This is a genomic window from Oryzicola mucosus (assembly GCF_014534685.1).
In the GTDB taxonomy this organism is placed as follows: Bacteria; Pseudomonadota; Alphaproteobacteria; order Rhizobiales; family Rhizobiaceae; genus Oryzicola; species Oryzicola mucosus.
On sequence record NZ_JACVVX010000019.1, the window covers coordinates 1 to 8,630 of the forward strand.

Below are 8,630 nucleotides of genomic sequence, written 5' to 3' on the forward strand. Positions count from 1 at the left end.
GCTCCTTGTTGAAGAAGCCCGTCATGCTCTGCCGCTACCGCGCCAGGCTCAATGGAAGCCCGACCTCCGGCCTGTGCCCTCTATCTCAACCCAGGCGCCCTCCCGCGCGAGCGGGTTCGTTCATCGGCCCCTTCCCCGACATTCCGATCGTAGGTTCGATTAGGAGTGGCGATTAGGTTTCGCGTGAGCTGTGCCTGAGCCGAGCACCTGCACCAACGCCATTGTCAGTAATCACCTCGACGCCCGCTTCTTCACGCGTGCGCGGCAGCACGCCTATTGCGACCCCATTAGCATTGCCTCGAGACCGCTTGGGTCTATCTTCGGGCTCTAGTTCTCTTCGCTGCCGGATGGCTTTTCGAATCGGAGACCTGCACCGCCACCATTTTCTGCGATGAATACGAGACCTGCTGCCTCAAAGGCCTTGCGAATAGCAATAAGATTATTGGAAATCGGACTGCGAGCACCACGCTCATAATCGGCAATAGTTTGTCGCGACACGTTCGCCGCTTGCGCAAGTTCATCCTGGCTCCAGCCCAACATCGCCCGCGCGCCGCGACATTGTTCAATCGTAAGAACTACTGACTTCACCAAAACATTCCGATTGACATCAATCAATTTGTATAAGAACCTTCTCAAACATGACGGCCGAACAGGTGCTGACACACCTACTCGGCCTGACCGCAATCTAAGCTGGTTGGAGCTCGGATCATGGCTGATTCCGACAATACCACTTCTTTGCCTTTCGTCACCTATGGGGTGCGAAGGAAGAGACGTGCTGTGGATGATAAGGTGGCGGCACGAGCCCACGGTTCTGCGGGCTCGAGCGAACCTTTGGAGCCTGCGGTTGCGCTGCTGCGTGACTGGGAGCAGGCTCATCGTGAGGCTACGCTTCTGTGCCGGCTGCAGCAGCGGCTCGAAACGCGAATGATGCGGCGGCTTGGATCGCCGCCATCCCATGCTGGCGAAGCGGCGGACACGCCCTGCCCTGCTTCGACACCAGATCATCAATCCCCGCTCGACGCATTGGACATCGACCCCGGCTATGCCCGGGTCCGCGCGGCAGAGCTTCAGGCGATGGAGGCGGAGGAGCGATGCCTTGAGGCGGTTGCCGTCACTCTGGCGCAATCGGTCGAGGGCGTCATCGCCAAGCTCAGGGTGATCGTCGGCAGTTGCGAGACCGCCGGCACAGCGTCGGAGTATCCCTGGCCGCAGGTCAAATCCGTTCTCTCGGACCTCACTCGCCTGATGGAGAAGGCTGGGCAACCCCAAAGGTCCTTAGAAAGCAACCGGGATGACGACACCGACCCGACCCCAGGGCGGCGAAGCTTGGTCTGACCGCGTGGCAGGCGACCACGTGGAGGCGCGCACGGCGCGGAGAAGAAGCGCCTGATACCGCGAAGGGAACCGCACACGGCCGGCATCGTAATCGGGGCGAGCTTGGGGGCTACCCTGCCCTTACCAAATCAAAACACGACAATGGGAGATGAGAATGACTGTGAGGAAAGCTGTACTGGGCGGGGTGCAAGGGCTGCGGCGGCTGGGTCTGCGGCGGCAGGGGATGATCGGGTTGCTGGCACTGGTGGCAATGCTTGTCAGCCTGCCGCACGGTTCGGCTCTGGCCGAGACGACCAAGGAGCGTGTCTTGCGCGAGGGCAAGATCGTCATCGGCATCCACAACCGTGCGCCATGGGGCTCTCGCGATGAAGCCACCGGACAGGCAACGGGCTGGCATCCCGATCTGTTGCGGGCAGCCTTTGCCGAACTTGGCGTCAAAGACCTCGATATCAGGGTCACAGAGTTCGGCGCGCTGATCCCCGGGCTTCTCGCCGGCCGGTTCGATGCGGTCGCCTCGGGGCTGGCCATCACGCCCGAGCGGTGTCTTCAGGTCGCCTTCGGCGCGCCAGACCTCAAGGTGCCCGATGCCGCCATCGTATTGGCTGGCAATCCAAAGCAGGTGCATGGCTTTGCCGATATCGTCGGCAACAGCGAGATCGTCATGGGAGCAGGTCGCGGCAGCGTGTCGGTGAAGAACGCGACCGCGGCCGGCGTGCCGGAGGACCGCATGCTGCTGTTCCCCGATATCGAGTCCAATGTCTCCGCCCTGCGCGCCGGTCGCGTCGATGTCGCTGTGCTGTCCTCGCCCACGGTGATCGGCCTGCTGTCGGGGGAGAAGGCAAAGGGACTGGAACGCGCCACACCCTTCGTCACCACCGACGAGCAGGCGAACTACGCGGCCGTCGCCTTCCGAACCGGGGATGAGGATCTGCGTGCGCTTTACGACGAGCGGCTAGCCGCGTTGAAGACAGACGGCACGGTTGCCGCCATCATGGCCAGATACGGCTTTGGCACGCCCGAGGCCGTGCCGGACAGCGTTACTGCCCAAAAGCTCTGTGATGGTTCTGCCGCTACGTCGGGTGCCGGCAAATGAGCATGCTCGACATCTGGCTTGGCATCCTTCAGGGGTTCCGGGTCACCGCATTGGTAACACTCTATGGCCTGATCTTTGCCATCCCCTTCGGTCTGGTGTTCGGGGTCGCGCAGTATCTGACCACAGGTCCGGCACGGCTTGTCGTCACCGCGATCATCGAGTTCTGGCGCAGTTCGGCCGTCATCATCCTGCTGTTCGTCTTCTATTATGCCCTGCCGGTGGTCGGCCTGATGTTTTCGGCCATGACCGTCAGCGCCATGGTGTTGGGATTGAACATTGGCGGTTATGCCAGCCAGGCCGTCAGGGCGGGACTGCAGTCGCTTGACCGGGGGCAGAAGGAGGCGGGACAGGCGCTCGGGCTGTCGCGTCCGACCATCCTGCTTTTGATCGAACTGCCGCAGGCTCTGGTGACGATGAGCCCGACCTTCATCAACCAGATCATCCAGCTGGTGAAGGCGACATCACTGGTCTCGCTGGTGACGCTGACCGACATGACCTTCCGCGCCAAGGAGATCTCCCAGATCGAATACGACCCCGTACCGATCTATCTCTCGCTGCTCTTGGCCTATTTCGTCGTCTGCTACCCCATCGCCTTACTGGGGCGGCTGGTCGAAAGCCGGGTTGGCCCGGCACGGGAGATCAGCGGTGGGCTTTGACATCGACTTCGCTCTCTCGACCTTACCGACCATTCTCAGCGCCATCGGCATGACGCTTCTGGTGGCAGCCGTCAGCTGTGTTGGAGCAGCTGCCATCGGATTTGGCTTTGAGATCACCCGGCGCTCGGGCGGTGTCATGGGTTATGCCGTGCGCTTCCTGATCGACTTCATCAGGGCGACCCCGGTGCTGGTCTGGCTGTATTGCCTGTACTTCATCCTGCCCTTCTACGGCATTCGCCTGAGCGCCCTTGCTGTCGGCATTATCGGTCTCAGCCTCTACTTCAGCGGTTATCTCTCGGAAGTCTTCAAGGCAGGCATCGATGCCATTCCCAGGGGACAGGCGGAGGCAGCCAGAGCCTTGGGATTGGGCCGACTGGACATGACGGTCTTTGTCATTGCACCGCAGATGCTGCGCAACATCGCTGCACCCATGGGCAACTACTTCGTCTCGATCCTCAAGGCGACGCCCTATCTCGCCGTGCTGGCCGTCCCCGAGATGCTGGGCCGCGCCTTCGACATCGCCTCGGAGACCTATCGCTATGCCGAGCCGCTGACCGTGGCAGGCCTGATCTTCCTGGGCCTGGCACTGATCATCTCGCAAGCCATCAAACGGCTGGAGGGCCGATTGCTCAGGCCGATGCGCCGGTAAGCGCAAAGGAGAGATCGCCTTCGGCGGGCTGTCGACCACGATGCGCTTCATTTTCCCGGGCGGAACAGTCCGCTGATGGATAGAGGCGGCGTCAGGACAAGGACCGGCCCAGGACCGGCAAAGTGGCGCCCAGACCAAGACTGACGCCGCAGACAGCGGCCGACGAAGAACCCGGGACTGCGCCGCGACCACGATCAACGAAGAGGATGAGGCGAGCCGCGCCTGGCTGGACAAGTCATCATTCGACCGCGCCGACCGTCGTTGAGCAAGCATCGCCCCGTTCCGGTCATCCACATCACCCAAACAATGCAGAGAGACCAATGCCACAGACCGCCAAAACCCCTGCCGTGCATGCCGTGCAGATCGGCGCCCTCAACAAGTGGTATGGCACCTTCCACGTCCTCAGGGATGTCAGCCTGACCGTGCCCAACGGCTCCCGCATCGTGGTCTGCGGGCCATCGGGATCCGGCAAATCCACCCTGATCCGCTGCCTCAACGGCTTGGAAGCCTACCAGCAGGGAACCGTGACGCTGGGTGCCACCCGCCTGGGCGAGAATGCCAGGGAGACCACCCTTGCCCGCCGGCAGACCGGCATGGTGTTCCAGAACTTCAACCTGTTCCCGCATCTGACCGTGCTGTCCAACTGCACGCTCGCCCTGAGACGGGTGCTGGGCATGGCGCGGCATGAGGCGGAAAGCCTCGCCCGTCATCATCTGGAGAAGGTGCGCATTCCCGAACAAGCCAACAAATATCCAGCCCAGCTGTCCGGCGGACAACAGCAGCGTGTCGCCATCGCACGGGCTCTGTGCATGAACCCGCGCCTGATGCTGTTCGACGAGCCGACCTCCGCACTCGATCCCGAGATGATCAAGGAGGTGCTCGACGTCATGACCGGACTGGCCAATGAGGGCATGACGATGATCTGCGTCACCCATGAGATGGGGTTTGCCCGAGAGGTCGCCGACCAGGTCGTGTTCATGGACCAGGGCAGCATCGTCGAGCAGGCATCGCCCTCGACCTTCTTCACCACACCCGGCCATCCGCGTGCCCGCAGCTTCCTCAACACCCTGCTGCATTGACGGAGAGACAAAACGAATGGCGAGCACGACCCGCATCTGGACCGATGTCGACTTCGACAAGGATGGCAAACAGTTCGGCTGTCTCCGCCTGCCCTTCTCCACCGACCTGTCAGCCTATGGCACCATTCCCATCCCCATCGTCTGCATCAAAAACGGTGCTGGACCGACCGCCCTGCTTATCGCCGGCAATCACGGCGACGAGTATGAGGGTCAGGTCGCACTTGCCAAGCTGGCGCGGCAGATCGAGGCCAGGGATGTGTCCGGCCGGATCATCCTGCTGCCGGCGCTGAACTATCCCGCCGTCATCGCCGGCCGACGTGTCTCGCCACTCGACGAGGGCAACCTCAACCGGATGTTTCCAGGCGACGCTAATGGCACGCCGACCCAGATGATTGCCCACTATGTGACAAAAATCCTCCTGCCGATGGCGAGCATCGTCATCGACCTCCACTCAGGGGGGCGATCCTTGCATTACCTGCCGTGTTGCATGATCAGGAGTGGCAGGAGTGGCAGTAGTGACATGGAGACGTCAAAGCTGATCGAACTCATGCATGTCTTCGGCGCGCCCTATGGCTCCATCAGTGACGGGTCGGCCGGCGGTGGAGCGACCACGCTGTCTGCCACAGCGCAGGCACTCGGTGTGCTTGCCATCACCACCGAACTCGGCGGCGGGGCATACCTCTCATCAACGGGCGAGGCGCTGGCCCGGGACGGTACTGTTCGATGCCTGAAGCATCTTGGTATCCTTCCCAACGCACCAGTAGCGCCAGCCGGGACCACTCGGATCATGCGCGTCAACGGCAAGCAGGCCTTCGCCTACGCGCCGGTGCGCGGCATCTTCGAGCCAATGATCGAAATCGGCGATGAGGTTGTCGCAGGCCAATGTGCCGGCTTCATCCATCCCCTGGATGGACCGGATCACCCCGTCACGGTAGTTCAGTGCGCACAATCCGGGCTGGTAGCTTGTCGCAGGGCGCCAGCACTCACCGAAGCCGGCGATTGCCTGTTCAAAGTCATGACTGACCAGGCAATGTCCTCGGTTGATGTCCTCCGGCATTTTGCATCGATGTGCAGTGTGTGATCTGCATTCTTGGCCGCCTGATGGAGCCAACCATCGCCATTGGCGCCGGTCTTTCCGAACAGTTGTTCGTAAACAGGTGGGCCGCTCCGATGCCAACCTTGCAGGTGAATTACTGCATGATCCTCTGCTGTAACGGCAAAATATCGGAGGAACTCATAAAGGGAGGTGGAGCACAAAAATGGCCCCTGGCTAAAGCGCATTCCTATGTGACGCTAGCGCTTCCCTGATGATGTCACGCACCTCATCAGGTGTGAATGGCTTTTCCAGTACAGCGACATCCTTCTTACCTTGGGCAAACTGGCGGATGCTTCCATCCAGCGCATCACCGGTAACAAAGATGATCCGTTTCGGAACACCGGGGCCGTGCTGCAGTAGCCTTGAGTAGAGAGTTGGCCCGTCCATTTCCGGCATACGCAAGTCGCTCAGCAAGATGTCGTTGGTGGTGCCGTGAATATATTCGAGCGCTTCAGCACCCGTGCTGACGCAATCGACGCGATCGACCAAGGGCGACACTATCTCGCGCAAAACATCCAGGATCTCCGGTTCGTCATCGACGATCAGAATACTGCCTCCTCGATTGGGTTGCTGTTCGCTCGCATTAACCGAAATTACTGAGACCGGCGCGGCAGGCAAAGGCAAAACCAATACAAAGGCCGCTCCACCATTCGCCGCTTCTTCGCAAACCAGGGAGCCTTGATGAGAGCGCACAATGCTCTGGCAGAGCGACAATCCAATCCCGGTGCCGACACCGACCGGCTTCGTCGTGAAGAAAGGCTCAAAAATGCGATCACGGATAGAAACCGGGACGCCAGGTCCGCTGTCCGAGAACGTCAGCCGAATCTCATGATCGTTCTTCATCCCGACAATGGCGAGGTGACGGTCGCCTTCAACCTTCTCCAGGGCGTGTTGAGCATTCACAATGAGGTTCATTGCAACTTGACCAAGACGGTCAGGATCGCCGCTTATCTCGGGAAGTTCTGGAATGTCGATTGAGACTTTGATCCCGCTGCTGCGCAAGCCGTAACTTGTCATGTCCAGAGCGGCCTCGACGATCTGCCGCAAATTCACCGGCACTGATGATGGCGGACGCTGGCGCGCCATTGCCAGGAAAGACCTCACGATGCGGGCGCAACGGTTAGCCGCATTTTCGATCTTCTTGGCACGCATTACGCTGTGCGGTTCAACGCAGGTCTCGCGCATGAGGCCGGCCTGGGTCAACACTACTGCCAACGGGTTGTTCAGCTCGTGCGCGATACCCGCCAGCAGCGAGCCGAGTGCTCCCATCTTTTCGCTCTGGTACAAGGCATCGCGCTGTCGCAGCACCTCCCCCTCGGCTTCTTTACGTCTCGATACATCGCGGATGGTGGCAGTAAGGGCTTGTCGCCCATTGAGCGTCACCCCAACGAGCATGACCTCCGAGAAGAACAAGCTGCCATCCTTTCGTTGATGCTGCCATTCGACAAGCGCATGTCCCTGCGCAAAAGCAGCCGCCATGTCGGCCTCCGCCACATCGACCGACAACCGGCCGTCGAGCTGCCGCTCAGGCGCGAAGTCTCCGGGATGCCGCGTCAAGACCTCCTGTTTATCAGTAAAGCCGAACATGCGGAGCGCGGCGTCGTTGCAATCGATGAAACCATCCCGGTCAAGCACGAAGATTGCGTCACCCGAACGCGTAAAAGTGCCCTCCAGCAGTGCATCGTCAAGCGCGCTTGTGACACTCATGTCGCAGAAACCCATTCAGCTATGCCGTTACTTCGATTGTTCGAAACTCGCACGCTTTAAAAGCCCGTGTCACTAGCCGACGGACGGATAGACCCAGCTCTAATGAGGGCAAGAGCGGGGTCAATACAGGCCGATGCTCCGGGAGGCCAAGATTGTTTGATTGATGAAAAGGCGATGGTGGGCAAGAGCGCCCGGACTCACGGAAGCCGGCGATCGCCGGTTAAATGCACTTGCAGATCGTCAAGGACGCGCCGCGTCTGGGGAATGCTGTCTGCCTGCTGCCGTATATGATACGGAACGCAGGTCATGACAGTAGTGTGCCGATGGGCTTCCTGAATTTCCTGGCCGTTCGCCGGTCATCATGACCATCTTCTTGACCCCATCACCTGATCGTATCGTTATCGAAATTCACGAGACCTAGTTGTAAGCCTTTTCATTGGATGTCATCCTTTTTCATGCGACTATAGGGTAGTTTTCGAGTTTCACGGCAAGGTATCGATTTTCATGGGCGACGGCCCTCAGAGCCAATTTTCAGGCCCGGTTCTGTTTTTCATGCCCGCAAGCTGCTGGAAGAGGCGCTGCCCGTCGGGTATGCGGCTCTGATCAATGCCTGCGGGCTTGCCGTACCCGTGCCGCTGAAGCTGGCTGCAATCGGGCAGCGTCATAAGATCTATGAGGCGGAAGGCTGGCGGATATTCACACCCCGCCACACACCAAACGCTGACCTGGCTGGCCACCTGACATTCGCCCTGCGTTATGAGGGGTTGGATCTGTGCGTCCTCAAGACCCTGTTCAGGGCGACCGGGCGCGATCCTGTCGCCGATATTGTTCGAGAAGCACCGACGGGCTCGTTCGCCCGCCGCGTCTGGCTACTTCCTTCAAGGCCACATTCTAAAGCGTGTCGCACTTAATCGGCCTCATATCCGGCAGCCTTGAAAAAGTTTCGGCATTGTGTTGGGTCGAAGAGGTCACAGATATCGCCGATTGCATGGCATAGGGCGTCGAACGTTCGCGC

At 60.2% G+C, this 8,630-nt stretch carries 8 protein-coding genes; 6 read left to right on the forward strand and 2 right to left on the reverse strand.

The features are described from left to right. Positions 1 to 327 precede the first annotated feature (327 nt). Complete coding sequence (locus ICI42_RS24075; RefSeq protein ID WP_330999227.1) at positions 328 to 588, reverse strand: helix-turn-helix domain-containing protein; 261 nt, start codon at positions 586 to 588, stop codon at positions 328 to 330. A gap of 120 nt (positions 589 to 708) precedes the next feature. Here ICI42_RS24075 and ICI42_RS23270 point away from each other — a divergent pair, with 120 nt between their 5' ends. The 6 genes from ICI42_RS23270 to ICI42_RS23295 all read left to right on the forward strand — a co-directional run bounded on the left by ICI42_RS23270 (position 709) and on the right by ICI42_RS23295 (position 5,893). After that, positions 709 to 1,335 carry a hypothetical protein gene (locus ICI42_RS23270; protein WP_188166996.1) on the forward strand — a complete coding sequence of 209 codons (627 nt, stop codon included), beginning with the start codon at positions 709 to 711 and terminating at the stop codon, positions 1,333 to 1,335. 154 nt (positions 1,336 to 1,489) lie between these two features. Next, a complete protein-coding gene (gene ehuB, locus ICI42_RS23275) occupies positions 1,490 to 2,428 on the forward strand; it encodes an ectoine/hydroxyectoine ABC transporter substrate-binding protein EhuB (RefSeq protein ID WP_230980533.1) in 939 nt (312 codons plus the stop codon). Next, positions 2,425 to 3,084 carry an amino acid ABC transporter permease gene (locus ICI42_RS23280; RefSeq protein WP_188166997.1) on the forward strand — a complete coding sequence of 220 codons (660 nt, stop codon included), beginning with the start codon at positions 2,425 to 2,427 and terminating at the stop codon, positions 3,082 to 3,084. Before ehuB ends, ICI42_RS23280 begins: the two co-directional genes overlap by 4 nt. Then, the gene (locus ICI42_RS23285) at positions 3,074 to 3,733 is read left to right on the forward strand and encodes an amino acid ABC transporter permease (protein ID WP_188166998.1); all 660 of its coding nucleotides are present in this window, start codon (positions 3,074 to 3,076) and stop codon (positions 3,731 to 3,733) included. The genes ICI42_RS23280 and ICI42_RS23285 overlap by 11 nt, the downstream gene beginning before the upstream one ends. A 320-nt stretch (positions 3,734 to 4,053) precedes the next feature. Then, on the forward strand, positions 4,054 to 4,812 hold the full coding sequence (locus ICI42_RS23290) for an amino acid ABC transporter ATP-binding protein (RefSeq protein WP_188166999.1): 759 nt from the start codon (positions 4,054 to 4,056) through the stop codon (positions 4,810 to 4,812). A gap of 16 nt (positions 4,813 to 4,828) precedes the next feature. After that, complete coding sequence (locus tag ICI42_RS23295) at positions 4,829 to 5,893, forward strand: succinylglutamate desuccinylase/aspartoacylase family protein (protein ID WP_188167000.1); 1,065 nt, start codon at positions 4,829 to 4,831, stop codon at positions 5,891 to 5,893. Between the two features lie 189 nt (positions 5,894 to 6,082). Here the strand turns inward: ICI42_RS23295 and ICI42_RS23300 are convergent, their stop codons facing one another. Further along, on the reverse strand, positions 6,083 to 7,615 hold the full coding sequence (locus tag ICI42_RS23300; RefSeq protein ID WP_188167001.1) for an ATP-binding protein: 1,533 nt from the start codon (positions 7,613 to 7,615) through the stop codon (positions 6,083 to 6,085). Between the last annotated feature and the right edge of the window lie 1,015 nt (positions 7,616 to 8,630).